Genomic DNA, 26,790 nt, shown 5'->3' with positions numbered 1-26,790 from the left:
GGTAATCGGGAGGTGTTCGTCGGCGGGCAGGTCCCGGCCGACGGGGATCTCCCCGAGGGTCACTCCGCCGTCGGCGTGGCCTTCGGGGCCGGGCCGAGCTCGGCGAGGAGCTGCGACATCTTCGCGTAGGCCTTGTTGCGGTAGGCGATCAGCTCCGCGGAGGTGCTCTCGTCGTAGTCGCCGAGCAGGCCCTTGCCGTTCTTGACGCCCTTGCGATCCGCCGCGACGGAGTCGGTGAGGATCTGCGGGGTCGCGAGGCGGTCGCCGAAGGCGTTCTCGAAGGTCACGAAGCAGTTCGCGTAGATATCGAGCCCGGCCTGGTCGGCGATCGCGAACGGACCGAAGAAGCCCAGGCGGAAGCCGAAGGTGGTGCGCACGATGGTGTCGACGTCCTCAGCGGTGGCGACGCCCTCCTCGACGACGGCGGTGGCCTCCTTGAGCAGCGCGTACTGAAGGCGGTTGAGCACCATGCCGGGGGTGTCGGCGACCTGGGCGCCCTGGTTGCCGGACTTCTCCAGCAGCTCCTTGACGGCGGCGACCGCCTCGGGGGTGGTGTCCTTGCCGGCGACCAGCTCGACGCCCGGGATGAAGGGCGCCGGGTTGGAGAAGTGGACGGTGAGGAACCGCTCGGGGTTCGTCACGGCGCTCTCGAGCTCGCTGACCGGGATGGTCGAGGTGTTGGTGCCGATGATCGCGTCGGGACGGGCATGCTGCGAGATCTTCCCGAGCACGTCCCGCTTGACATCGATCCGCTCGAAGACGGCCTCCTCGATGAAGTCGACGTCGGCGACGGCCTCTTCGATGGTCTTGCCCGCGGAGATGTTCTTCGCCACGAGGTCGGCGCTGCCGGGAGCGTAGAGGCCCTGCTCCTCGAACTCACGCGCTTCCTTCTGGAGACGCTCGAGGGAGGCGTTGGCGTTGTCGACGCTCACGTCGGCGATGGTCACGTCGAAGCCGGCCATGGCGAGGACCTGGGCGATGCCGCCGCCCATGTAGCCGGCGCCGATCGGGGGCCGACGCCATGATGCCTGCGCGCAGGGAGCGGTGGCCGCCCGAGCGCTGCGCGATACCCCGAGCATAGCGATCCTATTGGATTCTTGCTAGATCACCTCTCCTGCGGGCACGCGCGTCTCGCACGCCGATCACGACGCCACTCCCGCCCCGACACCGCCCGACCTCGCACAGATGACCACCGGGTAGCCAGGCACCTGCGCCGATCCGCAAGGAGTGGCGAACCTCCTGCGGAGTGCACGGACCTCTGACCGGACCGTCGGCGGCGACGATCCTCGGATCGCGTCGGATCGCCGATCCTGTAGGAACTGTTTGACAGAGAGCCCGTCGCCCCCTAGCGTCAACGACGACGTGAGCGAGGTCTCACAGCATACCGCGAGGGGCAGCGCTGCCCTCCGTTCGAGTACGAGGTCGGACGGCACCGCGTGATCCCCGGACCTCCCCCACGCCATCCCGCGCTCTCGACAGCGCCTCCTCCCCGCCTCGCCGAAGGACAACACCGACATGACCACAGGACAGCCCGAGAAGTTGGGCCTCGAGGAGCTCCGGTTCCCCGAGGCCGACCCCCGCCTCAAGAAATGGAGCTTCGGGAACCTCATCGCGTTCACCGGGCCCGGCATGATCCTCGCCTCCGTGACCATCGGCAACGGCGAGATCTTCTCCGCCTCGCGCGGCGGTGCCGTGTTCGGGACGGTGATCATCTGGACCTTCGTGCTCTGCGCGATCATGAAGGCCGCGATCATCTACTCCGGCGGCCGCTACATCGTGCTCACCGGTGAGCACCCCTTCCAGCGCTGGGCGCAGATCATCCCCGGTCCCAAGAACTGGCTGGCGCTGCTGCTCGGCGTGCTCGCCGTGGTCTGCTTCCCCTCCTGGGCGGTGGCCTACTTCAAGGGCCTCGGCCAGTGGTCGAACTGGACCTTCCACACCGACATCGACCCCATGGTCTGGGGCATGTTCTGGGGCATCGTCGGCTTCGCGACGGTGTTCCTGCGCAGCTTCAAGATCGTCGAGAACTTCCAGACCGTCGTGGTCGGCCTCATGATCGTCTTCGCGTTCGTGGCCGTATTCGTCTCGAACCCGCCGTGGGCCGAGGCGTTCAAGGGCCTGATCCCGAGCGTGCCCAGCGAGTATCCCGCCTGGGTGCGCGACGGCTTCCCCGACGTCGCCTCGCGCCCGATCCCGCTGGAGATCATCGCCTATCTCGGCGCCCTCGGCGGCGGCACCTACGACTACATCGGCTACGTCGGCTCGCTGCGTGAGAAGCGCTGGGGCCTGCTGGGCGTTCCCAATCATGCCGAGCTCGAGGAGAAGCTGCGCCGCCTGGACACCGACCAGGCCCGCATCCCCCTGTCGACGGACCCGGAGAACGTCGCGAACGGCCGGGCCTGGCTGCGCGCCGTGAAGCTCGACGTGCTCGCCTCCTTCGTCTCGGTGACGATCCTGGCGCTCACCTTCATCATCCTCGGCGACGTGGTGCTGGGTACCGGGGCCGCGGAGACGGTTCCCGGTGACGACGACATCCTCACCGATCAGGCGGCCTTCTTCTCGGTGATCTCGCCGGTGCTGGTGTACCTCTACCAGCTCGCGATCTGGGCGGCGTTCTTCGGTTCGCTGCAGGCCCTGTTCTCGACGATCTACCCGTACACCTTTCGCGAGAGCTTCGCCCCGAGCTTCAAGGCCCTGCGGGATCCGAAGAACTGGCAGAAGGTGCGCATCGGCGTGGCCGCGTACACCTTCCTCGGCGCGACGGTGCTGCTGTTCAGCGGCATCAGCTACACCGCGGTGATCTCCTTCGCGGGAATCCTCGGCGGTGTGCTGTCCCTCGGCGTCTGGGGCTTCGCCCAGCTGTGGACCGAGCACAAGGTGCTCCCGCCGCAGTTCCGGATGCACAAGGCGGCGCAGGTCCTCGTGGCCGTCAGCTCGCTGGCGCTGTTCGTCTTCGGGCTCATCGCACTCGTCCAGTTCTTCCAGGACTTCCTGGGATGAGCACCCTGAGCACCCCCGCCACGGGCGCCCCTGCGGCAGGTACCGCTGCGGCGGGCACTTCTGCCACCGGCACCTCACCGACCGCCATGAGAGGATCCGGGACCATGCGCACCCCCATCTATCTGATCGCGATCGCCTCGTGCCTCGTGCTCTCGTGGCTGTTCGCCGCGCGGGAGAACTGGATCGGGTTCGCGCTCGTGCTGATCGGGGCGATCGCCTACTCGGCCCGCCTGATCACCGTCTCGCGCGCCGAGCGCAAAGCGGCCGTGGAGGCCGCACGGGGTCCGAAGGTGCGCACCTCGGCGGAGCAGGAGGCGCTCAAGTCCGAGCTCGGGCAGATGCGTGACGCCTACGAGCGCAACCGTCGGGTGATGCTGCTGATCGCGGTGCTGGTCGGCGGCCTGGCCACCGTGGCCTGGGCCTGGAACCCGGCCTTCGCCCTCGCGCTGTTGATCTTCGCGATCCCCGCCCTGCTGCTCGCCTGGCGCAACACCAAGGCGGTGCGCCGGATCGACGAGGGCCTCTCCTCCGCCCGCTGACCGACGCGCTGACCGGTGCGCCTGCCCCGTGGCGGGCGTGAGCGCCGGACCGCACGACGACACAGAGAACCGCCCCGACAGCCAGATGGCCGTCGGGGCGGTTCTCGTTGAGGTCGACCGCTCAGCGGCGCTGGACGAACACCGAGCGCTGGTCGCCGAGACCCTCGATGCCGATCTCGACCACGTCGCCGTCGCTCAGGTACGGGAAGCGGCCGGAGAGGGCCACGCCCTGCGGGGTGCCGGTGTTGATGAGGTCGCCGGGCGAGAGCACCATGTACTGCGAGAGGTGGTGCACCAGCTGCGCCACGGTGAAGACCATGTCTGCGGTGGTGGAGTCCTGGCGGGCCTCGCCGTTCACGCTCGACCACAGGCGCAGGTCCTGCTGCTCGACCTCGGCGGCGGGCACCAGGGCGGGGCCGACGGGGTTGAAGTTCTCGGCGCACTTGCCCTTGGACCACTGACCGCCGGACTCGGCGATCTGGAAGTCCCGCTCGGAGACGTCATGGCTGGTCACGTAGCCGGCGATGACGTCGAGGGCCTCCTGCTCGTCCTTCAGGTAGGAGGCGCGCTTCCCGATGACCACGCCCAGCTCGACCTCCCAGTCGACCTTGGTGGCGCCGGGCGGGATCGGGACCTCGTCGTGCGGGCCCACCACGGTGTTGGGGTGCTTGAAGAAGACGATCGGGGTGGTGGGCGCGTCGGCACCGGACTCCGCGGCGTGGGCCGCGTAGTTCTGGCCGATGCAGATGACGGCCTCGGGGCGGGCGATGGGGGCGCCCACGCGCTCGGACTCCACGTCCTCCCACACGGGCAGCTCGCCGACCTGCTGCGCGGCGGCGACGCGGGCGATGCCATCGGCCGCGAGGAACTCGCCGGTGATGTCGGCGGTGACATCGTCGAGGCGGTAGGTCACGCCCTCGTGCACGAGGGCGGGCTTCTCCTGGCCGAGGGGGCCGAGTCGTCGCAGTTCCATGGTTTCTCCTTCGAGGGGGTGAGGTGCAGATCGAGGTCGCCGGTGTCTTCAGGACCGTCAGGGTCTTCGCGGCCGACGAGCACGGAGGGCGTTCGGACCCACTGTGCCAGGCACCGGGTGGTTCAGGTGGCCCCGACCGCAGAGCGATACGTCCGATGTCTGAGCGTCTCGCGAGGTGCCGGCCGCGGGACGGCGCCCTGGTCGCCACGGGTCGGATGCCGGTCGCAGGGCCTCCGGATCAGTGGGTGTAGGGGCGCTGTCGTGGGATCTCGGGGTTGAACTCGACGCCGAAGCCGGGGGTGTCCGGCACCCGGATCTTCCCGTTCTCCGGCACGGGCTCTCCGAGCAGCATCGGGGAGAACATCGGGACGATCTCCTCGGCAGTCGGATGCATCATGAGGAACTCGCTGAACGGGCTGTTCGTGCGGGTGATGACGAAGTGGTACGAGTACACGGACGAGCCGTGGGGCACCACCATCGCGCCGTGGGCGTCGGCGAGCGCGGAGATCTTGAGCAGCTCGGTGATGCCGCCGCACCAGCCCACGTCGGGCTGGATGATGTCCGCCGCGCCCATCTCGAGCAGCTGGCGGAATCCCCACCGGGTGGCCTCGTGCTCGCCGGTCGTGATGAGCATGCCCTGCGGGACGTTCTTGCGCAGCTGCTGGTAGCCCCAGTAGTCGTCGGGGATCAGCGCCTCCTCGAGCCAGCGCAGCCCGTGCTCGTGCGCCCGGTGCGCGAGCCGCGTCGCATAGTCGACGTCCAGCGACATCCAGCAGTCGTACATGAGCCAGAAGTCGTCGCCGACCGTCGAGCGCATGTCCGCGAGCAGGGCGATGTTCTTCTCCATTCCCTCCTCGCCGTCGGCCGGCCCGTGATGCAGCGGCATCTTGCCGCCCAGGAAGCCGAGCTGCTGCGCGATGTCGGGCCGTGCGCCGGTGGCGTACATCGACAGCTCGTCCCGCACCGGCCCGCCGAGCAGGGCGTACACCGGCTCCTGGCGCAGGCGTCCCAGCAGGTCGTAGAGGGCGAGGTCCACGGCGCTGATCGTGTTCAGCACGATGCCGCGGCGCCCGTAGAACAGGGTCGAGCGGTACATCTGGTCCCAGATCCGCTCGATGTCGGTGACCGCCGCGCCCTCGAGGAACCGCGCGAGATGCTTCTCCACGATCCAGGCCCCGAGCTCGCCGCCGGTGGAGACCGCGAAGCCGATGGTGCCGTCGTCGGCCTCGAGCTCGACCATCAGCGTGCCCAGCACGTTCAGCCCGAAGGACTGCCGGGAGTCCGCGTACTCGGGGTAGACGGACATGGGGGTCGCGATGTGGTCGTCGATCCAGTGGTCGGCGCCCTGGTCGTGATAGTCGGCGCCGCCACCGGTGACGGTGTAGGCGCGCACGTGGGCGATGGTGCGCTGATGGGCGCTCATACGGCGGCCCCTTCCTCATCGAAGCGTCCCTCATCGAAGCGGACCAGGATCTTCCCGGCCGGTCCCTTCCCGGCGGCGAGAGCGGTGAAGGCCTCCTGGGCCCGCTCGGGCGGCACCACGGCGCTGACCAGCGGGGCGACCTCCTCGGCGTGCTCGCCGATCCAGGCGGTGGCGTCGGCGAAGTCCTGGGCGGAGTAGGTGAAGGAGCCCACGACGGTGCGCTCCTCGGTGCTGATCGCGAAGGCCGGCAGCTCGAGGCGGGGAGAGCCCATGCCCACGAGGACCACACGGCCGCCGAGGGTCGTGGCCGAGAGGGCGTCGGCCATGGTGGGGCTGAGGCCGACGGCGTCGATCGCGAGATCGGCCGGGCCGCCCAGCGCCTCGGCGACGAGGTCGGCGGTGGATCCGGCCGACGGGTCCAGCACCTGCGCGCCGAGCGAGGCGACGAGCTCGCGGCGTCGTGGGTCCATCTCCGACAGGGCGATGTTCTCCACGCCGGCCCGCTTCAGGGCGATCACGACGCTCTGCCCGATGGGGCCACCGCCGATGACCAGCACCTTCTCCTCGGGAGCAGGGCGACCCAGGCGCACGGCGTGCACGGCGACGGCGAGCGGTTCGATGAGGGCGCCGAGCTCCAGGGGCATCGCCGGGTCCAGCAGCAGCACGTTGCGGGAGGGCACCACCACGTAGTCGGCGAAGGACGCCTGGATGTCCCGGGCGACGCCGATGACGTGCTTGCCCGGAGCATGCTGCTCACGGCCGCGATACTCCTCGGCCTGCTCCGGGGGGACGACCACCGGGTTGAAGGTGGCCGGCGCCCCGAGGGGCAGGGCCGCGGCGTCGACGCCGTCACCGAGCGCAGCGATCGTGGCGGAGGATTCATGCCCCATCACCTGCCCGGGAGCTCGGCGGCCGTTGTCCCCGGTGAAGCCGTGGAAGTCGGAGCCGCAGATGCCCGTGGCGCACAGGCGCAGCAGCACCTCCCCGGGGCCGGGCTCCGGGCGTGCGGTCTCGACAAGATCGAGACGATGGAAGTCGGTCAGGACGAGTGCTCGCACGGGGGCTCCTCCGCGATGGGGTTCGACGCTCAGGAATCGATGCTGACGCGATACAGGACGACGACCCCGGGAGACCCCGGAGACAGCGGCCCGGAGCACGACTTCGTGCACGACGGGCATCCATTCCGGGCGCAGACATCGGATGTTATTGTCCGGTGGGGGCCGGGAGCCGAGGCTCCGGATCACGCCCTTCGGACGCTATCAGCGCGCCGGGCGGCGGGACCTGTCCTCGCGATCCGCGTTCCGGGAACCCTCTATCCGATATCCACAATCTCTCTGCGACGCCTCTCCCACCAGCGCGAACGCAGTCCAGGCGCACCGCCACGACCCGGATTGCGGGCCGCTGCTCTCCGACGGCTGCAGAAGCCCGGGTCGGACCATTCCAGCCCACCCCAATCCCCATATCCTGTAGGCACGACCACTCGACGAGGAGCTCCCCATGACCGCTGTGACCGAACCAGAATTCGCCGGCCTGAAGGCCATCGTGACCGGCGGCGGCGCCGGCATCGGCGCGGCCACGATCCGTGCGCTGCAGGCCCGCGGCGCGGTCCCCGCAGCGCTGGACCTCGACCCGTCGGGCGCTCCCGAGGGCGCCCTGCAGATCCAGGTGGACGTCACCGACTCGGCCGCCGTGACGGCCGCGGTGGACCAGGCGGCCGCAGAGCTCGGCGGGATCGACATCGTCATCAACAACGCCGGGATCGGCGCCCAGGGCCAGGTCGACGCGAACGACGACGCCGAGTGGGCGCGCGTGCTCGACGTCAACGTGGTCTCCGTGGCCCGCGTGACCACGGCGGCCCTCCCCCACCTGCGGAGGTCCCAGGCCGCAGCGGTGGTCAACACCGCCTCGATCGCCTCGATGCTGGGCCTCCCCGAGCGCGTGCTCTATTCCGCCTCCAAGGGCGCCGTGCAGGCGATGACCCTGGCCATGGCCGCGGACTGGGTGGCCGAGGGCATCCGTGTGAACGCCGTGGTGCCCGGCACCGCGAACACCCCGTGGATCGGTCGCCTGCTCGAGAAGGCGGACGACCCCGAGGCGGAGCGTGCCGCCCTCAACGCCCGCCAGCCGCACGGCCGCCTGGTGGAGCCCGAGGAGGTCGCCGAGGCGCACTGCTACCTCGCCTCCCCGCGCAACCGCTCCACCACCGGCGTGCTGCTCCCCGTCGACGGCGGCATGACGAATCTGCGCACCCGCTCCTGAGCGCCACGTCGACACGTGCCCCTCGTCGCGAAGCCCGCTGAGCGTCACGTCGACACCTGCCCCGCGTCGCGCGGCCCGCTGAGCGTCGATGGCGCGCCAGAGGTCCGCTGACGCTCGATTGCGTACCTGGAAGTCCGCCGAGCATCGAAAGCGCGCCTGGAGGCCCGCTGACCGTCGAGAGTGCACCACGTGTCGGTGAGGGGCCGCTCACCGACACGTGGTGCACTCTCGAACTCGTCTCGACTGCTTCGGCCTCTCCTGACCTGCGCCCGCCACTACCCGGAAGAGTCGCTCCGAGGAAGAGTCGCTCCACAGCGGACGCGATCAGGCCCTCACGTCGGCGTCGTCGTCGGTGACACCGGCAGCCTCGGCGTCCGCACCTGCGGCCTGGTCCTGCGCGGCCTTGAGGACCGTGGCCCGCTCGGCACGACGGCCCAGCCAGCCCATCATCGGTGCCGAGGCGATCGCGAGGATCACCAGCACGATGAGCACCGCGCTGATCGGCCGCGTGAAGAACTCGGTGAGGTCCCAGTTCGTCTTGATGACCGACTGCATGAAAGTGCGCTCCACGATCGGGCCCAGCACGATGCCGAGCACCACGGGCGCCAGGGGGATGCCGCCCTTCTCGAACAGGTAACCGATCACCCCGAAGATCACCATCAGGCCCACCTCGAGGTAGCCGTTGTTGATGGCGAAGGCACCACAGATCGAGATCGACACGATCAGGCCCATCAGCACCGACCGCGGGATCCGCAGCACGAAGCCCGAGGCCCTGATCAGCAGGAAGCCCAGCGGGAGGAGCAGCAGGTTCGCGATGATGAAGATGATGTACAGGGAGTACAGGGTGTCCGTCTGGTAGAGGAACAGGTCCGGACCAGGGGTGATGCCCTTGACCAGCAGCACGCCGATGAGGATCGCAGTGATGGTGTCGCCGGGGATGCCGAAGGCGAGCGTGGGGACGTACGCCGAGGCGATGCCCGCGTTGTTCGCACTGGAGGCGCCGGAGATGGCCGCGATCCGCTGGTCGTCCGCCGCGTTCTTCCCGGGCCGGATGCGACTGGTGGAGCGGGTGAACGCGTAGGCGATCCAGGCCGCGATGTCGGCCCCCGCACCGGGCAGGGCCCCGACGACGCCGCCGATGATCGAGCCGGAGCCGACGCGACCCTTGTTGCGCCAGATCGCGCGGAAGGTGGGCCGCACCATGCCGGCGCCCTCGATCCGCGGGATGGGCATCGATTCGCCCTTCTTCGCGGTCACGGCCCGGAGCACCTCGGAGAGGCCGAACAGGCCGATCATCGCGGCGATGAAGTCGACACCTCGATACAGCTGCTCGTCCCCGAAGGTGAAGCGCGGGAAGCCGAGCGTCACGTCCAGGCCGACGGTCGAGACCAGCAGACCCACCATCAGGGCGATGCCGCCCTTGAGCTGGGCACCCTTGGAGACGATGACCGCTGCTGTGAGGCCGAGGACGGCCACCCAGAAGTACTCGTAGCTCGTGAAGCGCAGGGCGAACTCCCCGAGGATCGGGGAGACGAAGATCAGCATGATGGAGCCGAACAGGCCGCCGAACACCGAGGCGACGAGCGAGACGCCGAGGCCGAGGGCGCCCTTGCCGTTGCGGGTCAGCGCGAAGGCGTCCTCCGTGTAGGCGGCCGACGACGGGGTGCCGGGTATGCGCAGCAGGGCGCTGGGCACGTCACCGGCGAAGATCGACATCGCGGACATGGTGATGATCGCGGCGATCGCCGGAACCGGGTCCAGGAAGAAGGTGAAGGGCACCAGCAGAGCCGCGGCCAGGGTCGCCGTCATGCCTGGCAGGGACCCGATGACCAGGCCGAACAGAGCGGCCAGGATCATCACCAGGATCGTCGTGGGATCGGCGACCAGTTCGAGGGCGCTTCCGAAATTCTCGATCATGTCAGAACCCCTGGATGAAGCCGTCGGGGAGCTGGACCATCAGGGCCAGCTCGAACATGGACCACAGGCCGAGGGACGCGAGCACGCCCGTCGTCAGCGCCAGCCACCACTTCGCGCGCAGGGACCACACGATCGCGGTGACCAGGATGGCCATGGTGAGCGGGAAGCCGAGGATCTCGGCGAACAGCACGTAGAAGACGATCCCGCCCATGAGGACGGCGCCGTTGATCCAGCGTCGCGCGCCGTCGGAGCCGATGTCCGTGTCCAGCACCGCGACGGTCTCCAGCTCGGAGACGGGGACGTCCCCGTCGGATTCCGGGACCGAGGCCGACGCCAGCGACAGGGAGTCGTCCTCGGGGGAACCGGCGCCCGCGGCGACCGCCGCGAGCTCGGCGTGATGCCGTCGCTCGCGGCGCGCAGCGAGCACACTGGTGAGCGCCAGCAGCGCACCGAACAGGATCAGCAGGCCGCCGATCATCATCGGGAACAGGCCGGGGCCGGGGATCCCTTCGCGGATGTACGGCATGGAGGCGCCGTAGGGGATCACGACGGCCCCGACCGCGACGGAGGCGGCGCTGATCACGAGGTTGCCGCGTGTCGCCCCCGTCGCGCTCATGGTGTCGCCGGCGGTCATTTCGCCAGGCCTGCTTCCTTCATGACCTCGCCCTTCTTGGCGTCGTCCTCTGCCATCAGGGCCTGGAAGTCCTCAGCGTTCGCGTACTTCACGCCGAGGCCCGAGTCGGTCATGAAGTCGTTGAAGGAGTCGGACTCGGCGATCAGGCCGAGGTGGCACTCGAGCTCCTCCACGACGGTGGCGTCCATGTCCTTGGGGCCGGCGATCCCGCGCCACACGCTCATGGAGTAGTCGGAGCCGGTCTGCTCCTGCAGGGTCTCGACGTCGGGGAATGCCGGGTCGCGCTCGCTGCCCATGACGCCGAGCGCCTTGGCGCGGTCCGAGTCGAGCATGGTCTTGGACTCGCCGAGGGCGTTGGTGGTCATGTCGATGCCGCCGGCCACGAGCTCCTGGAGGGCCGGGGCGGCTCCTTCGGAGGGCACGAAGTTCACGGCGTCGACGGGCAGATCGTTGTCCAGCAGCATGCCCAGGAGCGCGAGATGCCAGATGCCGCCCTGGCCGGTGCCGGAGGCGGTGACCTCGCCGGGGTGCTCCTCGATGTAGGTCAGGAGCTCCTCGGCGGTCTCCCACTCGGCGTCGGCGGCGACCGTGATGCCGGCGCCGTCCTCGTTCATCTGCGAGATCGCGGTGAGGTCCTCTCCGCTGATGTCGGTCAGACCCTGGTGGTGCATCATGCCGATCTCCACGGTGACCAGGCCGATCGTCTGCCCGTCGGGCTCGGCGTCGACCATCGCCTGGTGGCCGACGACGCCGGATCCGCCGGTGCGGTTGACGACGTTGACGTTGGAGTCCATCTGGGTGGAGAGCTGCTCGCCGATCAGGCGGGCGACGCCGTCGGTGCCGCCGCCGGCGGCTCAGGGGACGATCAGCTCGACGGGCCCGCTGGGGTACTCGGCGTTGATGTCGTTGCAGCCCTGGACGGCCGTGTCGTCGGCGGCGCCCTCCTCGGCCCCACCGGAGCAGCCGGCAGCCACGAGGGCGAGCGCCGCGGCCCCGGCGATGCCGGAGAGCAGACGGCGGGCGGGCCGACGAGCGGGGTGCTGCGGAACGGATCGGGTGGGGGTGCTGGGGGTCGGAACGGTGCGCGTCATGGCGGACTCCACTTCATCGTGCGGGTCGGGGGATGCGAGGCTCATCGCGAGGATGCGGAACACGTCGGCGAGGGTGAGCCACCTGCACAGCGGTGTGCTGGGGTCAGTCGGCGGATCCTCCTCATCGAGGTGTCTCGAAAACTACCAACGCCAGGGCCCATGACTCCCCTGGCGGCGATCCGCGATCCGAAAATCCTATATACGATATTGGTAAGGTGTGTCACAGAAGGTCCATGACCAGCACCGACGCTGTCACCGGCGATATCCGTCGACATCGGATCGTGACCACGAGATCGCGCCCACCTGACCCACCCGACTCTGGAGGATGCATGCCCCGCGTCGAACAGACCGACTGGCTGGAGACCTTCGTGGCCGTGATCGACCACGGCAGCTTCTCGGCCGCCGCCCGCGCGCTGCACCGCGCCCAATCCCGGGTGAGCACGCACGTCGCCTCCCTCGAGCGCGCGCTCGGCGGCACCCTCGTGGATCGCAGCCACCGCCCCATCGGGCCGACGGAGCTGGGTGTCGCCTTCCTTCCCCATGCCCGGGCCGTGCTCGAGGCCCTCGAACGCGGCGCCGAGGCCGTCGAGCAGCACACCGCCACCCTGCGCGGGCGAGTCGTCATCGGCTGTCACCCCAGCGTGAGCGCTGGTTTCCTGCCCGCGGTCCTGGCCGCCGTGCACGCCGAGCATCCCCTGCTGCGGATCGAGCTCACCGAGCACACCACCCCGGATCTGGTCTCCGGGATCGGCGCCGGGCGCTTTCACATCGCGATCCATTCCCTCGCCGCGGATCCCCCGTCGGACGACCTCCAGAGCGTGCACCTGTGGACCGAGCGCTTCGTGGCGATCGTGCCTCCCGGGCATCCGATCCTCCCGCCCGGTCCTCTCCCCCGTGAGGGGCTGGACCCGCAGACCCTGCTGGCCCATCCCCTCATCGCGGTGGCCCAGCCCGGTGCCGCGGCGGATCCCGATACGGGCAGCGCGCTGCAGGCATGGGGCCTGGAGATCCCGCTGGCCTGGCAGTCCGAGCAGCCGCAGTCGGTGGTGAACCTGGCCCGCGCGGGGCTCGGCGTCGGCGTGCTGAACGCCCTGGCCGCGAGCGTCTCCGACACCTGCGACATGGTCGTGGCCCCGGTGGGCTCCCTCGCCGAGGGTCGAGACGTGGCGGCCACCCGGGACCGCCGGATCGTCTCCTCGCCGAGCGTCGACGTGGTCTACCAGGCGATCCTCGACACGCCGGCGCCTCCTGGCGTCCGGCCGACGGGGCCCCGCTCGGAGCCCGGCCGCGACGCGGGCGCGGCGCAGACATCGGAGCCGACTGCGGGCGGCCTGCGTCGTCCTTGACGGCGCGACAGAAACCATAGATCCTATAGGCCCATCTCCAGCGCTCATCTGCCGAGCCCTCGAGGCCGCCTCGTCGCCGGTACCGGAACCCGGCGCGTCCGGACCACCGCACGACCTCCCGGACGCCCACGAGGCACTCCCCTTCTCGTAACGACGCGACAAGGAGTTCCTGTGCACGACGCCCCTCGCCTCACCCGCGCCCACCTCATCTGGGCCGTGGGGGTGTTCGCCTACCTCTGCGCGGTCTCCGGCCGGGCCTCCTTCGGGGTGGCCAGCGTGGAGGCCTCGGCGCGCTTCGGGGTCGACGGGGCGGTGCTGAGCCTGTTCGGCGTGGTCCAGCTGGGCACCTACGCAGCCGCCCAGATCCCGGCGGGCGTGCTGCTGGACCGGATCGGACCCCGACGGATGATGGTCCTCGGCGCGGTGACCATGGCCGCCGGGCAGGTGCTGCTCGCCCTCGCGACCGACGTCCCCACGGCTCTCATCGCCCGGCTGCTCACGGGGGTCGGCGACGCCGCCACCCTGATCAGCATGGTGCGGCTCATCGCCACCTGGTTCCCGACCGGGCAGGTGCCTCTGTTCACGCAGCTCGCGACCATGATCGGCCAGTTCGGCCAGGCCGTCGCCGCGGTCCCCTTCCTCGCGCTGCTGGTGAGCGCGGGGTGGACCGCCGCGTGGTCCTCGCTGGCCTTCCTGCTGCTGCTGAGCGTGCTGCTCGTGATCGCCGTGGTGCGCGACGAGCCGCCGGGCGAGCCGGACGCCGCTCCTCCGGCACCGATCAGGCCCGCCCAGTTGCTGCGCGACGTGTTCACCTCGCGCGCGGCATGGTCAGGTTTCTTCCTGCATGCGCTGACGCTGGCCTCGGTCAACGCGTTCCTGTTCCTGTGGGGCGTGCCGTACCTGACCAACGGCCACGGCCTGAGCCCGGCGGAGGTCGGCGCGCTCCTCACCGTGAACGTCGTGATCATGGTGGCGATCGGCCCGCTGATCGGCGTGCTCACCGGCCGCTTCCCCCGCCACCGCGCCCGATTGGGCTGGATCGCCGGCGCCATCCTCTCCATCGTGTGGGTGGGCACCCTCCTGGCCCCGGGCCCGCTCACCGCCTGGCAGCTGATGCCGCTGATCATCGCCCTGGCCGTCGGCTCCGCGACCTGCTCCGTCGGCTTCGACCTCGCCCGCACGGGCGTTCCCCGCCGGGCGATCGGCACCGCCACGGGCATGGTGAACATCGGCGGCTACTCGTTCTCCCTGCTCTCCGTGCTCCTGGTCGGCGTGCTGCTGGACCTGCTCGCGCCCGACGGCGCCGCGAGCCTCGACGACTACCGCCTCGCCCTCTCCTCGATGGGCGTGCTGATGGGCGCCGCCGCGCTGGGGCTGCTCCTCACCACGAGGCGCCGGGCCGACGACCAGCCTGCGCGCTCCTGAAGGCACCTGAGCGCGCGTACGTTCGCTGAGCTCGCCTCAGCTCGCCTCAGTACGCCTGAGCATGCCCCGGAGAGCCAGTCTCCGCGTGGCCTGGGAATCAGTCCCCACACCCGCGCATCGCACCTCGCACCTCGCACCTCGCACTTCGCCGCACCAGCTGTCGAGCCTGCACCACGTGTCGTTGAGGGCGGCCTCAACGACAGGTGGTGCAGGGTCGATCGCCGGGCGGCCCAGAATCACGCGCCAGGGAACCGTCGTCTGGAGAGATGCGGGCAGGACCGTGCCGCCCGCGAACGGCCGCCCGCGAACGGCCGCCCGCGGATGGCCGCCCGCGAACGACAGTCAGCCGACGCGCAGGCCGCCGTTGAGGTTGTAGGTCGCGCCGGTGGTGAAGCCGCCGTGCGGGCCCACGAGGAAGGCGACCAGCTCGCCGAGCTCCTCGGTGGTGCCGAGCCGGCCCACGGGGGTGCGGGCGACGAACTGCTCGCGTCGCTCTCCCTCGAGCGGGCCGCCCATGATGTCGGTGTCGATGTTGGCCGGAGCGATCGCGGCGGTGGTGACGCCGGTGCCGGCGACCTCCTTTGCGAGGCCACGGATCAGGCCCTCGACGCCGGCCTTGGAGGCCGCGTAGGCGGAGGTGGAGAAGTTCCCGCCGCCGTCCTGCGCGGCGGTGGAGCTCATCGCGACGATCCGGCCCAGACCCTGCTCGAGCATCCCGGGCAGCACGCGCTGGGCGAGATGGAAGGTGCCCAGGGTGTTGATCGAGAGGGTGCGCAGGAAGTTCTCGCTGGTCATCTCCAGGAACGGAGTGGGGTTCGCGATGCCGGCGCTGCACACGAGCGAGCCGATCGCGGGAGCCGCCGCCTCCTGCTCGACGGCCGTGATCGCAGCGTCGACCGAGGCCTGGTCGGCGATGTCCACACGTGCGGTGACGACATGAGGCGAACCCGCCGCGCGGGCCTCCTCGGCGACGCTGCGGAGCCCGGCCTCGTCGAGGTCGAGCAGAGCGAGCGGGCGACCCTGCCGGGCGAGGGTCAGCGCCACGCCACGTCCGATGCCGCGCGCCGAGGCGGCGCCGGTGACGACGGTGGTCAGGTCGACGATGCGGGCCTCGTCGGCCGCGGAGCGCTCGGTCATCGNCGCCCAACGCCGGTGCCCCGTCGGCCCCGCGCGACGAGGGCGTGCCGTCGGCCCCGCTCGGCCCGTCGGCCGACGCCTGCGGGGTGTTCACGATGTTGCGCGGAGCCCGGCCGCTGGCGACGGCGGTGACCTCCCCGAGCACCTCGGCGCCGGTGTTGTCGGCGAAGTCCTTCGTCCAGCACAGCGCGTGCGGGGCGAGCACCACGTTCTCCAGCGCGAGCAGGGGGCTGCTGGCCGGGAGCGGCTCGACCTCGAAGACGTCGAGCCCGGCCCCGGCGATCGTGCCGTCCTGCAGGGCGGTGATCAGGGCCGGCTCATCGACCACGGCGCCGCGGGCGATGTTGATGAGGAATGCGGAGTCCTTCATCCGGGCCAGCTCCGGGGCACCGATCAGGTGACGGGTCTGGGAGTTCGCGGCGACCGTGACGATCAGGTAGTCGCTGCGGGCGATCACCTCATCGAGCTCGAGCTGGGTCGCGCCGACCTCGGCGCAGAACTCGGGACGGGCCGACCGGTTCCAGGCGATGACCTCGAGGTTCAGGGCGCGCAGCTGGCGCACCGTCTCCTGCCCGATGCCGCCCAGACCGATCATGCCGATGGTCGCGGTGGCCAGGCCCGGGCCTCTGTACTCCGCCTTGCGGTCCCAGTCGGCCTCGCGGACCAGGCGGTCCTTGGGCAGCAGGTTGTGGGCGAGGGCGAACAGGAAGGTCAGCGCGGTGTGGGCCATCGGCACCCGCAGCCCGGTGGGAGCGTTGGTGACGGTGATCCCGGCGGCATCGCAGGCCTCGAGGTCCACGGAGTCGAAGCCGGCACCGAAACGGGCCACGTGCGTGAGCGTGGTGACGCCCTCGAGCTGCGCGGCGCCGAAGGGCGTGCCGCTGAGCAGCAGCACAGCATCGAAGCCCTCGAGCGCCCCGGGGCTGATCGGGACCTCGACCCGGGACCATTCGATCCCCTGCTCGGCGAGCGTGCCCAGGCCGATGTCGCCGTAGATGGTGGAGCCGTCCGCTTCGGAGTAGTCCGCAGTGACGGCGAGCTTCCAGGGGCGGCTCATGCGCTCGGCCCGTCGGCCGTCGTGCCGGATTCCGGCTCGCGGTGCAGGCCCGTGCCGTGCCAGGCCTCGGGGTAGTCCACGAAGCCGCGGTCCAGCGCGTCGATGCTGGTGGCGCCGAGCTGACCCATGGCCAGCTCGAGCTCCTCGTCGAGGATGTCGAGCACGCGCAGCACGCCCTTCTCACCGCCCGCGGCGTTGCCGTAGCCCCAGGCACGGCCGATGGAGACCAGGTCCGCACCCACCGCGAGGGCCTTGGCGATGTCGTCGCCCGTGCGCACACCGGAGTCGAACACGACGGTCATGTCCTCGCCCACGGCGTCGACGATCGAGGGCAGCACGCTGATGGTGCTGGGCGTCGAGTCGAGCTGGCGGCCGCCATGGTTGGAGACGTAGATGCCCTGGGCGCCGACGTTCCGGGCCCGCTGCGCATCCTCGGGGGTGAGGATGCCCTTGATGTACACCGGGCCGTCCCACTGACGCCGTACATCCTCGATGTCTGCCCAGGTCAGGGTGAGGTTCGTGAGGTAGCGCTTGACGAACTCCTGGTGGGAGACGGCGTTGTCGCCCTGAATCTCGCCGGCAAGGTTGCGGAAGCCGATCGTCGGAGGCTTCATGATCGCGCGGGTCCAGTTGAGGTGGCGCACCGCCTGCACCGCGTTGCGCGGAGTGATCTTCGGGGGGATCGACATACCGTTGCGGTGGTCGCGGTACCGCTTGCCGTTCAGGGGAACATCCACCGTCACCACGAGCGCCTCGGCGCCGATGGCCTTCGCCCGGGAGATCAGGTTCGAGACGATCTTGGGGCTCTTGTACATGTACAGCTGGTACCAGAGCGGGCCGGTGGCCTCGTCCGCGAGCTCCTCCATCGCCCAGTTCGAGGCGGTGGAGATCGTGAAGGGGATGTTCGCCTTGCCGGCCGCGCGCACCGCGCCCAGCTCGCCCTCGCCGCCGATCATGCGCTGCAGGCCCAGCGGCCCGAGCACATAGGGGCGCTGGAGGTCCATGCCGTCGACGGAGGTGCTGATGTCGATCGTGGAGATGTCCGTCAGCCAGCGCGGACGGAACCGCACCTCGCGCAGGTCGCGGGTGTTCGCATCCAGGGTGATCTCGTGGTTCGAGGCCCCGTCGACGATATCGAAGGCCATGGTGGGAAGGCGCTTCTTCGCGAGCTGCCGGATGTCCTCGATGGAGGGGGCGGATTCCATCGGGTCCAGGCGGAAGCCGCCCGCGGCGAGCATCTTCGCGAATTCGAGGGCACCGGAAAGTGTCGAGTCGGCCAAGGGGTCTCTCCTTCGAGTCGGTATGGCTGGTCCTGCTGTCCTGCTGTCCTGCTGTGCGACGGTGCACGAGGTGCGGCCCCGGGGTGGTCGCCCCGGGGCCGAGGGGTCTCTCAGTGCATGTGCTTGCCGCCGTCGACGTTGATCGACGTGCCGCTCACGAAGCTGGAGTCCTCGCTGACCAGGAAGTTGATCAGGCCGGCGACCTCCTCGGGCTGGCCCACGCGCTGCAGGGGGATGTTGGCGCTCATGCCGGCCTTGCGGTCGTCGGTGAGCGTGCCACCCATGATGTCGGTGTCGATCGGGCCGGGCAGGATCACGTTGGCGGTGATGCCGTACTGGCCCAGCTCGCGGGCGGCGCCACGGGTGAGGCCCTGCACGGCGGCCTTCGCGGCGGCGTAGCCCGTCTTGGAGAAGGTGCCACCGCCATCGAGGGCGGTGATGGAGGCGGTGTTCACGATGCGACCGCCGAAGCCGCCGTCGATCATGCGCGTCGCCGCGGCCTGGATCATCAGCAGGGTGCCCTTGCCGTTGACGTTCATGACCTTGTCCCAGATATCCGAGGTGATCTCGAAGATCGAGTGGGGGCTGGGGATGCCGGCGAGGTTCACCAGCGCGGCGATCGGCGGCATCTCGGCGTCGATGCGCGCGAAGGCGGCGTCCACAGCGGCCTGGTCGGAGATGTCGACGCCGACGCCGATGACCTTCTGGCCGCTCTCCGCGGGAAGCTCGGCGGTCAGCTCGGCGGCGAAGGCCTCCGTGGCGGCGCCGTCGATATCGGCCGCGACGACGCTCCACCCCTCGGAAGCGAGCTTGCGGGCGACGCGACGGCCGATGCCGCGCTCGGCGCCGGCACCGGTGACGATCGCGGTGCGCTCGTCGGGGAAGGGCTGGATGCGGTTGATCTCGAGAGTCATGCGTGAACTCCTTTGTTCGGAAGGGATTGTTCTGGCGGGTTGCGGATCAGGCGAGGGCAGAGGCCAGCACCTGACGGATGTACTGCACGTTCTCGGCGATGACGCCGAGGGAGTCGGAGCCGTAGTGCTCGCAGCAGAACGGACCGGAGTAGCCGAGCTCGAGGGCGCGGAGGATCACCTGGCGGTAGTTGATGTAGCCGTACTTCAGCGGCATCGGGGCCGAGGAGTACGCGCCGGTGGCCGGGTCGAGGTCACGGGTGTAGTTCTTGATGTGCCAGAAGTTCGAGTGGGGCAGCACCTTCTCGAACATGTCCGCCCACGGCTCGACCTCGCGGTGCAGGCGCACGAGGTTGCCGATGTCCGGGTTCAGGCCCACGGCCTCGTGACCCACGTCCTTGACGAAGGCCACGGCTTCGTCGGCGGTGCCCACGTAGGTGTCCTCGTACATCTCGAGGCTGACCTCGATGCCCTGGTCGCGGGCGGCGTCGCCGAGGGTGCGGATCCGCTCGATGGCGAGGTCGCGCAGCGCCGGGTCGTCGACGTGGCCGTCGGCCAGCCAGAACCAGATGGCCTTCTGCTGAGCCTCGGTGGTCGCCTGCATGAAGCCGGTGTTGACCACGCTCACGCCGAAGCTGGGGGCGAGGTCGATGAAGCGCAGCGCGTCGGCGACGTTCTGCTCGCCGTTCTTCACGTCCACGACCGAGTTGCGGGTCATGGAGATCGAGGAGAGGGTCATGCCCTCGCCGTCGAGCACGCTGCGGAACTCCTCGACGCGCTCGTCGGAGAGCTTCGCGAGCGGCAGCCAGGCGTCGGTGGGGTCGATCTGGTCGACGCCGAGCGCCTTGACCTGGCGCAGCTGGGAGGCCCAGACCGAGGAGGAGGCCTCCAGGGTGGGGGTGCCGTCCGTCGTGGTGCTGCCGAACGACAGCATGTTGGCTCCGATGGGCCAGTTCTCCGCTGTGAACATCGTTGTCCTCTTTCCTCGTGACGTCTCGTTGCCGTCGATCCTATAGGATCGTTCGCCATCGTGGGAAGGCTTTCCGCGAGAAATCGTCGATCGCCGTTCGACGGCACTGGTGACACGACGACGTCCAGCGGGGTCGGGTACCGAGCACGAGGTCGCCCTGACGGCACGGCGACGTGGCGGGCAGGAGCAGTCGCGAGAAGCGTCGATGACCTCCTCCCGGGTCGGTGGTCACCCAGAGGCGGACGACGCGCCTCGGTCCACGCTTCCCCGCGTGCCGTTCATCGAGCCGTCGTCCCACGTGGACGCCAGGTCAGGCGCTTGGCGTGGTATCCCGCAGGAGCCGCTCCGCGGCCGTAGCCATGTGCTGCTCCATCGCCATTCCAGCCGCGGCGGCATCGCCGGCGGCGACGGCCTCGGCGATCATCCCGTGCTCGAGGATCGCCCGGTCGATGTCCTCCCGGTTGTCGACCGACCGTTCGAACCAGACCCGCAGAAGGGTGCGCGTGGTGGCCAGCAGCTCGCCGACGAGGGCGTTGCCGCCGATCTGAGCGAGGACGCGATGGAAGGCGACGTCGGCGGCCACGTACCCCTCGGGGTCGTCGGCCGCAGCCCGCTGATCCTCGACGATCCCCGTCAGCTCCGCCTTCTGTTCGGCGGTGGCGGTGAGCGCGGCGAGCTGGGCGGCGCTGCGCTCGAGGGCACCGCGCACCACGCTCAGCTCGGCGGTGCGCTCCTGGTCCATCAGCAGCGACCAGCTGAGGGTGCTGGGGAGCAGCTCCGAGGTGCCCGAGCGCAGGTAGGTGCCCGACCCGGCGCGGGTCTCCACCACACCGAGCACCTCGAGAGCGGAGATCGCCTCGCGCACCGCGCTCCGGCCCACGCCGAGCTCTTCGGCGAGCGCACGCTCGCCCGGCAGGCGATCACCGGGGCGCATCGACTCACCGAGCAGGAGATCGAGCAGGCGGTGCGCGACGGCGCTGCTCGGAGAGCGGTTCAGGCCTGTGGGAACGATCCGGCGAGCCCCGAAACGGGCAGGCGACGCGCTGTCGTCGTCCGACGGTTCGGCGGCATGCAGGGATGGGGTGGTCACAACGTCTCACAGTACCGGCACGGCCCAATCGACCGACGTCCGAGGCGTCTCTGCAAGGCGGGCCGGCCTCAAGATCCTCTCCGCAATTGGCCAACCGGTTGACCAATTACCATTTGTGGCGCTAGTGTCGGCGAGGTCGTCGGCAACACCGGCAGCATCCACCGGCACGACCGGCACAACCTCCAGCGCGGCGCCACAGCAGCCCGGTCTGAGAGCCCAGCCGCGACGAACTTCCTGAACACCGCGATTCCCACGATGGAGTGACCGCGCATGACGCACCCCTTCCCGATCGGCATCGGCACCTATGCCCTGTTCTGGGAGTTCGAGGGCCGCAACCCCAAGCCGTTGAGCATCGCCGGCATGATCGATCGCGCTGCCCAGCTGGGCTGCGACGTCTTCCAGATCTGCGATGACCCCCGCGTCGAGCAGCTCGACGCCGCCGAGCTGCGGGAGCTGCGGGAGCGCGCCGAGATCCTCGGCGTCGAGCTCGAGCTCGGCACCCGCACCATCGGCCGCGAGCACCTGTCGCGCTTCCTCGACATCGCCGAGGCGCTCGGCGCGCGCACCCTGCGCTCGATGATCCAGTCACCGGAGATCGCCGAGGGTGCCGAGTCCGCGGTGGAGGAGCTGCGAGCTGTCCTCCCTCGCCTGGAGGCCCTCGAGGTCACCCTCGCCCTGGAGACCTACGAGCAGGTGCCCACCACGACCCTGCTGCAGGTGATCGAGGCGGTCGGTTCCCCGCTCGTGGGGATCTGCCTGGACCCCGCGAACTGCGTCTCCGCGCTCGAGCACCCGAAGCAGGTGGTCGAGTCGTGCGCGCGCCGCACCGTGAACCTGCACGTGAAGGACTTCGCCTTCGCCCGTCAGGAGGGCTGGGTCGGCTTCACCTTCTCCGGCGCACCGCTCGGGGACGGGCTCCTCGACCTCGAGCACGAGCTCGCCGCCGTGTACGGCGAGGCCGCACCGGCCACCGGACGTCGCGCCGCCCAGCCCCACCGGGAGGGTCCGACCGGGGAGCACCGCACCCCGAGCGCGATCGTCGAGCACTGGCTGCCCTGGCAGGGAGACCTGCAGAGCACTCTGACCGCCGAGCGGGCCTGGACCGACCGCACCCTCGCGGCCCTGCGCGCCTGGGGCGACGCCCGCGTCGGCTGAGCCGCAGGCCTCGCCCCACTGCCCCACCGCCCCACCGCGTCTGGCCCCCCGCACCTGCACCTGCCTCTGCACCCGACGTCACCACCGCCAGCGGCCCGCCCGGGCCGATCAGAGCGCCCCACCCGGGGCACCACCCACGAAGGAGTCATGCCATGACCAGCAGCAAGGAACTCAACCCCCTCTTCGGCAAGTCCGTGGAGCTGGACCCCTCGATCTCGGTCGCCGTCGTCGGAGCGGCCGGCAAGATGGGCACCCGCGTCTCGAACAACCTCAACCTCACCGACGCTCCCGTGTACTACGTGGAGGCCTCCGAATCCGGCCAGCAGCGTCTGGCCGAGCTGGGCCGTGAGGTCACCGAGCTCGAGGACGCCGCGAAGGCCGCCGACGTGGTCATCCTCGCGATCCCCGATGTCATCCTCGGGAAGGTCTCCGAGCAGGTCGTACCCCTCATGAAGGAGGGCTCGGTGCTGCTCACCCTCGACCCCGCCGCCGCCTATGCCGGGTTGCTCGCCGAGCGCGAGGGCATCCACCAGGCCTGCGCGCACCCGGCCCATCCGTCGGTCTTCCTCGAGCGCACCACCCCCGAGGAGTGGGCCGACACCTTCGGCGGCATCGCCGCGCCGCAGGAGGTCGTGGCCGCCTACGAGGGCGGGGACGAGGCGATCCGCGAGCGCACCGCCGCCGTGATCCGCGCGATCTACGCCCCCGTGATCGACGTGCACTGGGTGACGATCAAGCAGCTCGCCCAGCTCGAGCCCACCCTGGTGGAGACCACCGGCTGCATGATCGGCCAGTTCCTCAAGGACTCCATGGACCACGCGATCCACGAGGTCGGCATCCCCGAGGACGCCGTGAAGGCCCTGTTCTACGGGCACATCTTCATCTCGCTGACCAATGCGCTGCGCGGCTCGAACCCGTTCTCCGACGCCTGCCTGCGCGCCATGGACTACGGCCGCGAGTCGATCATCAAGCCCGACTGGACCAAGGTCTGGGACGACGCCGAGCTCGACAAGGTCCTCGCCACGATGCTCGACCTCGACACAATCGAGCGCTGACCAGCACCCCCTCTGCCGGGGCGCCCTGACCCAGGTCGCCCCGGCCCACCGAGAAAGGCCCGATGATGTCGCCATTCCTCCTGCTCGGGATCGCCGTCGCCGCGATCGCGATCCTCCTGTTCACGGTCATAGCGCTGAAGTGGCCCGCCTATGTGTCTCTGCTGGTCGTCTCCGTGCTGACCGCCCTGGCCGCCGGCGTCGCGATCCAGGACGTCGTCCCCCTCATGATCGAGGGGATGGGCGGCACCCTCGGCAGCGTGGCATTGCTGGTGGGGCTCGGGGCGATGCTGGGCGGCATCATCGAGAAGACGGGCGGTGCCGAGGTGATCGCCCAGCGCGCCGCCGAGGTGCTGGGCGAGAAGCGCCTCGCCCAGGCGCTGCTGATCGCCTCCGGGCTGGTCGCGATCCCGATCTTCTTCGACGTCGCCTTCATCATCCTGGTGCCGATCATCTTCGCCTTCGCCAAGGCGGCCGGGCATCGTGCTCCGATCGCGATCGGCATGCCGGTCGCCGTGCTCATGGTGTTCATCCACAACACGGTGCCCCCGCACCCCGGAGTCGTCGGCTCCACGACGCTCCTCGGCCAGGACCTCATGGGCCTGGTGACGCTGCTGGGCATCGCGCTCGCGATTCCCATGGGCGTCCTGGTGCACGTCGTCGGCACGAAGGTCATCGGCTCCCGCGCCTTCTCCCTCGATCCCGAGATCTCACAGAAGTACGCGATAGCCGGCGCAGCGAGCGTCTGCGCAGCAGGATCCGGCGCATCGGGCGGGCGCACCACAGGCTCCGCGCCCTCGGCCCTCGACACCGCCCCGACGGACGGCGAGGTCCTGACGGACCGCGAGGTCCCGACGGACGGCGAGGTGCGAGCGGATGGCGAGACTCATCGGCGTCCCCCGGCGACGCTCGTGATCGCCCTGATCCTGCTGCCGATCGTGATGATCGCCTGCGGCACGGTGGGGACTCTCGTGTTCCCCGACGGCAGCTCGGCGGCGAACATGCTCTCCTTCATCGGCGCTCCCGCCTTCGCACTGCTGGTCGCCACCCTGATCGCCATGTACCTGCTCGGCGTCATGCACGGCTGGGGCAGGCAGCAGATCAGCGAGGTCATGGACGGCGCGCTCGGCCCCGCGGCGATCGTCATCCTGGTGACCGGAGCCGGCGGAGTGTTCGCCAAGGTCCTCACCGAGACGGGTGTGGGCGACGCCGTCTCCGGGCTCCTGCTCGACGCGGGTGTGCCGATCCTGCTGCTGGCCTTCCTGGTCGCCCTGGTGTTCAAGGTCGCCCAGGGCTCCGGCACCGTCGCCACGCTGTCCGCTGCGGGGATCATCCAGAGCACCGTGCTCGCCGGCGATTACTCCTCGCTCCAGGTCGCGCTGATCATCCTGGCGATCGGCCTGGGCTCGCTGACCCTGTCCCACATCAACGACTCGGGATTCTGGATCGCGACGAAGTTCCTGGGGCTGTCGGTCGCCGATGGGCTGCGCACGTGGACCGTGCTGACCACGGTGCTCGGTGTCAGCGCGATGGTGATCCTGAGCCTGGTCTGGCTCATCGCCTGACGGCTCCGCCTGCTTCCCCCGATGCGGCCGCATCGACCGACGATCCCCGCACCCCGGCGACGGCCGTCGCCGACCCTGCACTCCAGCTCTTGATCCCGTCGCTGTCCCACCCCGAACTTTTCCTATAGGATCGTGGGGACGACGGGGTCACCGACCCCACCCGTTCGACACCGACTGCGCGCCGCCGGTCCCCCGATTCGGACGCCCTGTGGAGGAATCTCACCGATGACGTATCTCTTCAACGACCCCGCCGACTTCGCGACCGATGCGGTCCGCGGCCTGGCTCTGTCCCACCCCGACCACATCGCCGTCGTGCACGGCGGCGTGGTGCGTCCGACCGCGACCCCGAAGGGGCAGCCCGCCCTGGTGATCGGCGGGGGCTCCGGCCACTATCCCGCCTTCGCCGGCTGGGTGGGCCCCGGCATGGGCCACGGCGCCCCGTGCGGCAACATCTTCGCCTCTCCGTCGGCCTCGCAGGTGTACTCGGTGGCCCGCAACGCCGAGAACGGCGGCGGCGTGGTGCTCGGCTTCGGCAACTACGCCGGCGACGTCCTCCACTTCGGGGCGGCCGCGGAGAAGCTGCGCGCCGAGGGCATCGACGTGCGCATCATCAAGGTCAGCGACGACATCGTCTCCAACACGCCGGAGAACCACCGCGACCGCCGCGGCATCGCCGGTGACCTGCCCGTCTTCAAGATCGCCGGCGCGGCGATCGAGGCCGGCGCGGACCTCGACGAGGCGGAGCGCATCGCCTGGAAGGCCAACGACGCCACTCGCTCCTTCGGCGTCGCCTTCGACGGCTGCACCCTGCCCGGCGCCTCCGAGGCCCTCTTCCATGTCGCCGACGGGCAGATGGGCGTGGGTCTGGGCATCCACGGCGAGCCCGGTGTGCGCGACGAGCCGATCGGATCGGCCGACGAGATCGCTGCGCTGCTGGTCGAGGGCGTCCTCGCCGAGCAGCCCGAGCGCGCCGCGGACGGCTATCGGGGCCGCGCCGCCGTGATCGTCAACGGCCTGGGCACGGTGAAGTACGAGGAGCTCTTCGTGGTCTACGCGAAGGTCGCCGAGCTGCTCGAGGACGCGGGCATCACGCCGGTGCGCCCCGAGGTCGGCGAGTTCATCACCAGCCTCGACATGGCCGGGCTGTCCCTGACCCTGGTGTTCCTTGACGAGGAGCTGGAGCAGCACTGGCTGGCCCCCGTCGACACCCCTGCCTTCCACCGCGGCGCCACGCCCGCCGTGGAGCGCCCCCGTCGCGAGACCTTCTGGGAGGCCGGGGCCGACGAGACCCCCGAGTCCACCGAGGAGTCCCGCGAGGTCGCGACCAGGATCGCCGGCGTGCTGGACCTGTTCGAGGCCGTCTGCGCCCGCGAGGAGGCCGAGCTGGGCCGGATCGACGCGATCGCGGGCGACGGCGACCACGGCCAGGGCATGGCCTACGGCACCAAGGGCGCCGCGGCCGCCGCGAAGACGGCCCTCGCCGACGGCGCCGGAGCCCGCACCTTGCTGGTCCGCGCCGGCGAGGCCTGGTCCGAATCCGCCGGCGGCACCTCCGGCGCCCTGTGGGGCGGCGCGCTGATCGCCGCAGCGAGCACCTTCGCCGACGACGCCGGCAGCTCGCCCCGCACGATCGTCGAGGCGGTCGACGCGGGCATCGACGCGGTGCTGCGCCTGGGCGGGGCGACGGAGGGCGACAAGACCATGGTCGACGCCGCGATCCCCTTCCGCGCCGCCCTCGCCGACGCGTTCACCGGCGACAACGCCTCCGCGGCGATCCTCTCGGCCGCCGGCGTGGCCCGCTCTGCGGCCGACGCCACCGCCGACATCACCGCGAGCCTCGGCCGGGCCCGCGTGCTGGGCGACAAGTCCCTCGGCACGCCCGACCCCGGCGCGATCTCGTTCTCCATCCTCATGACCGAGCTCGGGCAGCACCTGGCCTGACATCCTGGAACCACCTCACCTCACC

22 protein-coding genes and 1 pseudogene are annotated in these 26,790 nt (G+C 70.2%); 9 read left to right on the top strand and 14 right to left on the bottom strand.

What is annotated here, in order from left to right; all coding sequences use genetic code 11:
- Positions 1-59 precede the first annotated feature (59 nt).
- A complete protein-coding gene (locus tag ABD093_RS03745) occupies positions 60-1,079 on the bottom strand; it encodes a 3-hydroxyacyl-CoA dehydrogenase family protein (protein WP_343922543.1) in 1,020 nt (339 codons plus the stop codon).
- Between the two features lie 436 nt (positions 1,080-1,515).
- On the opposite strand from ABD093_RS03745, the gene ABD093_RS03740 reads away from it, so the two are divergent.
- Positions 1,516-3,000 carry an Nramp family divalent metal transporter gene (locus ABD093_RS03740; protein WP_343922541.1) on the top strand — a complete coding sequence of 495 codons (1,485 nt, stop codon included), beginning with the start codon at positions 1,516-1,518 and terminating at the stop codon, positions 2,998-3,000.
- A 104-nt stretch (positions 3,001-3,104) separates the two neighbouring features.
- The gene (locus ABD093_RS03735) at positions 3,105-3,539 is read left to right on the top strand and encodes a hypothetical protein (RefSeq protein WP_343922539.1); all 435 of its coding nucleotides are present in this window, start codon (positions 3,105-3,107) and stop codon (positions 3,537-3,539) included.
- Between the two features lie 121 nt (positions 3,540-3,660).
- Here the strand turns inward: ABD093_RS03735 and ABD093_RS03730 are convergent, their stop codons facing one another.
- From ABD093_RS03730 to ABD093_RS03720, 3 genes are all read right to left on the bottom strand, one after another.
- Positions 3,661-4,512, bottom strand: coding sequence for a fumarylacetoacetate hydrolase family protein (locus ABD093_RS03730; protein WP_343922537.1), 852 nt, complete (start codon positions 4,510-4,512; stop codon positions 3,661-3,663).
- Positions 4,513-4,750: 238 nt separating this feature from the next.
- Entirely contained in the window at positions 4,751-5,935 is a 1,185-nt protein-coding gene (gene rhmD / locus ABD093_RS03725; RefSeq protein WP_343922535.1) for an L-rhamnonate dehydratase, read from the bottom strand.
- Complete coding sequence (locus tag ABD093_RS03720; protein ID WP_343922533.1) at positions 5,932-6,993, bottom strand: zinc-dependent alcohol dehydrogenase; 1,062 nt, start codon at positions 6,991-6,993, stop codon at positions 5,932-5,934. The genes rhmD and ABD093_RS03720 overlap by 4 nt, the downstream gene beginning before the upstream one ends.
- A gap of 439 nt (positions 6,994-7,432) precedes the next feature.
- On the opposite strand from ABD093_RS03720, the gene ABD093_RS03715 reads away from it, so the two are divergent.
- Entirely contained in the window at positions 7,433-8,194 is a 762-nt protein-coding gene (locus ABD093_RS03715; protein ID WP_343922531.1) for an SDR family NAD(P)-dependent oxidoreductase, read from the top strand.
- Positions 8,195-8,518: 324 nt separating this feature from the next.
- Here the strand turns inward: ABD093_RS03715 and ABD093_RS03710 are convergent, their stop codons facing one another.
- From ABD093_RS03710 to ABD093_RS03695, 4 genes are read right to left on the bottom strand one after another with little or no spacing between them, the layout of a single operon-like run.
- On the bottom strand, positions 8,519-10,111 hold the full coding sequence (locus ABD093_RS03710; RefSeq protein WP_343922529.1) for a tripartite tricarboxylate transporter permease: 1,593 nt from the start codon (positions 10,109-10,111) through the stop codon (positions 8,519-8,521).
- Position 10,112: 1 nt separating this feature from the next.
- On the bottom strand, positions 10,113-10,745 hold the full coding sequence (locus ABD093_RS03705; RefSeq protein ID WP_193117643.1) for a tripartite tricarboxylate transporter TctB family protein: 633 nt from the start codon (positions 10,743-10,745) through the stop codon (positions 10,113-10,115).
- Complete coding sequence (locus tag ABD093_RS03700; protein WP_343922603.1) at positions 10,742-11,563, bottom strand: tripartite tricarboxylate transporter substrate binding protein; 822 nt, start codon at positions 11,561-11,563, stop codon at positions 10,742-10,744. Before ABD093_RS03700 ends, ABD093_RS03705 begins: the two co-directional genes overlap by 4 nt.
- Positions 11,564-11,599: 36 nt before the next feature.
- Positions 11,600-11,836, bottom strand: a complete 237-nt coding sequence (locus ABD093_RS03695) for a hypothetical protein (protein ID WP_343922527.1) — start codon at positions 11,834-11,836, stop codon at positions 11,600-11,602.
- Positions 11,837-12,165: 329 nt separating this feature from the next.
- Between ABD093_RS03695 and ABD093_RS03690 the strand changes: the two genes are divergently transcribed.
- Both ABD093_RS03690 and ABD093_RS03685 read left to right on the top strand, forming a co-directional pair.
- A complete protein-coding gene (locus ABD093_RS03690; protein ID WP_343922525.1) occupies positions 12,166-13,182 on the top strand; it encodes a LysR family transcriptional regulator in 1,017 nt (338 codons plus the stop codon).
- Positions 13,183-13,353: 171 nt separating this feature from the next.
- On the top strand, positions 13,354-14,607 hold the full coding sequence (locus ABD093_RS03685; RefSeq protein WP_343922523.1) for an MFS transporter: 1,254 nt from the start codon (positions 13,354-13,356) through the stop codon (positions 14,605-14,607).
- Positions 14,608-14,949: 342 nt separating this feature from the next.
- Here the strand turns inward: ABD093_RS03685 and ABD093_RS03680 are convergent, their stop codons facing one another.
- The 6 genes and pseudogenes from ABD093_RS03680 to ABD093_RS03660 form a co-directional block, all read right to left on the bottom strand.
- On the bottom strand, positions 14,950-15,744 hold the full coding sequence (locus ABD093_RS03680) for an SDR family NAD(P)-dependent oxidoreductase (RefSeq protein WP_193117647.1): 795 nt from the start codon (positions 15,742-15,744) through the stop codon (positions 14,950-14,952).
- Positions 15,745-15,844: 100 nt separating this feature from the next.
- Positions 15,845-16,801: pseudogene (locus tag ABD093_RS19685) on the bottom strand (2-hydroxyacid dehydrogenase); the annotation flags it as partial.
- Positions 16,798-18,081 (bottom strand): alpha-hydroxy acid oxidase, encoded by a 1,284-nt coding sequence (locus ABD093_RS03675; protein ID WP_193117649.1) that lies wholly within the window; start codon positions 18,079-18,081, stop codon positions 16,798-16,800. The gene ABD093_RS03675 and the pseudogene ABD093_RS19685, both read right to left, overlap by 4 nt.
- A 110-nt stretch (positions 18,082-18,191) precedes the next feature.
- Positions 18,192-18,995, bottom strand: coding sequence for an SDR family NAD(P)-dependent oxidoreductase (locus ABD093_RS03670; RefSeq protein WP_343922520.1), 804 nt, complete (start codon positions 18,993-18,995; stop codon positions 18,192-18,194).
- Between the two features lie 46 nt (positions 18,996-19,041).
- Positions 19,042-19,962, bottom strand: coding sequence for a sugar phosphate isomerase/epimerase family protein (locus ABD093_RS03665; RefSeq protein WP_193117651.1), 921 nt, complete (start codon positions 19,960-19,962; stop codon positions 19,042-19,044).
- Positions 19,963-20,272: 310 nt separating this feature from the next.
- Positions 20,273-21,052, bottom strand: a complete 780-nt coding sequence (locus ABD093_RS03660; RefSeq protein ID WP_193117652.1) for a FadR/GntR family transcriptional regulator — start codon at positions 21,050-21,052, stop codon at positions 20,273-20,275.
- Between the two features lie 270 nt (positions 21,053-21,322).
- Between ABD093_RS03660 and ABD093_RS03655 the strand changes: the two genes are divergently transcribed.
- The 4 genes from ABD093_RS03655 (at position 21,323) to ABD093_RS03640 (ending at position 26,765) form a co-directional block, all read left to right on the top strand.
- On the top strand, positions 21,323-22,207 hold the full coding sequence (locus ABD093_RS03655; protein ID WP_343922518.1) for a sugar phosphate isomerase/epimerase family protein: 885 nt from the start codon (positions 21,323-21,325) through the stop codon (positions 22,205-22,207).
- Positions 22,208-22,359: 152 nt separating this feature from the next.
- Positions 22,360-23,262 (top strand): phosphogluconate dehydrogenase C-terminal domain-containing protein, encoded by a 903-nt coding sequence (locus tag ABD093_RS03650; RefSeq protein ID WP_193117654.1) that lies wholly within the window; start codon positions 22,360-22,362, stop codon positions 23,260-23,262.
- 62 nt (positions 23,263-23,324) lie between these two features.
- Complete coding sequence (locus tag ABD093_RS03645; protein ID WP_226850229.1) at positions 23,325-24,824, top strand: GntT/GntP/DsdX family permease; 1,500 nt, start codon at positions 23,325-23,327, stop codon at positions 24,822-24,824.
- 225 nt (positions 24,825-25,049) lie between these two features.
- Positions 25,050-26,765: a dihydroxyacetone kinase family protein gene (locus tag ABD093_RS03640; RefSeq protein WP_193117655.1), complete on the top strand. Its 1,716-nt coding sequence runs from the start codon at positions 25,050-25,052 to the stop codon at positions 26,763-26,765.
- Positions 26,766-26,790: the final 25 nt, after the last annotated feature.

Origin of the sequence: Brachybacterium tyrofermentans (assembly GCF_039526165.1) — a bacterium.
In the GTDB taxonomy this organism is placed as follows: domain Bacteria; phylum Actinomycetota; class Actinomycetes; order Actinomycetales; family Dermabacteraceae; genus Brachybacterium; species Brachybacterium tyrofermentans.
The sequence above is the reverse complement of the archived record's forward strand: the minus strand, read 5'-3'. Positions and strand labels throughout refer to the sequence as shown.